1 protein-coding gene is annotated in these 727 nt (G+C 52.3%); it reads right to left on the bottom strand.

Translation table 11 applies throughout. From position 1 onward, the window contains the following. A partial coding sequence (locus EAH89_RS30980) for an RNase H-like domain-containing protein (RefSeq protein ID WP_140888044.1) occupies nucleotides 1-677 on the bottom strand: 677 nt, incomplete at its 3' end. Nucleotides 678-727: the final 50 nt, after the last annotated feature.

Genomic DNA, 727 nt, shown 5'->3' with positions numbered 1-727 from the left:
TTCCAGTATGTCAGGTTCCGGTGGTCCGAGTAAATGGTCGTGACAAATGGTGATCCCTGGATGAAATGGCGCCATTCTTCTAGAGCTCGGATGATGGCAAGGAGTTCCCTATCGTAGATTTCGTAGTTCCTCTGGGCTTCATCGAACGTCTTTGAGAGGTAGGCGACCGGGTGTCGGGCTCCGTTTTCGTCCAACTGGGTGAGGACAGCTCCTGAGGCGTATTTCGAGGCGTCGGCTTCAATTTGGAAGGGTCGTGAGGGGTCGGGAAGACGTAGCACCGGATACGATGTGAAGCGATCCTTGAGGGTCTGGAACGCCTTTTGACAGTCTTCCGTCCATATGAATGGGGCATCCTTCTTCATCAAAGCGTGGAGTGGGGCGGCAATGTCCGAGTAGTGTGGGATGAATCGGCGGTAGAAGTTCCCGAATCCTAAGAATGTGCGTAGCTCCTTGAGGGATTTCGGTGTTGGCCATTTTGCGAGTCCTTCCACTTTGACTGGGTCCATTCGTAGTTCTCCATTTCCTAGTATGAATCCGAGGTAGTCGACTTGCTGCACTTCGAAGAAGCTCTTCTCAGCATTGACTGGCAGGTCTGCTTCGTCGCATTTCCTGAGTACTCGAATCGTATCTTCTCGGCATTCCTCTCTTGTTTTTCCGGGGATAAGTATGTCGTCCATGTACACCTTGCACCAGATCGGTCGCACGATGTCGTCGGGTTGGCTAAGGA

Source organism: Muricoccus nepalensis (genome assembly GCF_006438825.1).
Lineage (GTDB): Bacteria > Pseudomonadota > Alphaproteobacteria > Acetobacterales > Acetobacteraceae > Roseomonas > Roseomonas nepalensis.
Note: the sequence above shows the minus strand (reverse complement) of the source record. Positions and strands in the feature narration are given on the sequence as shown.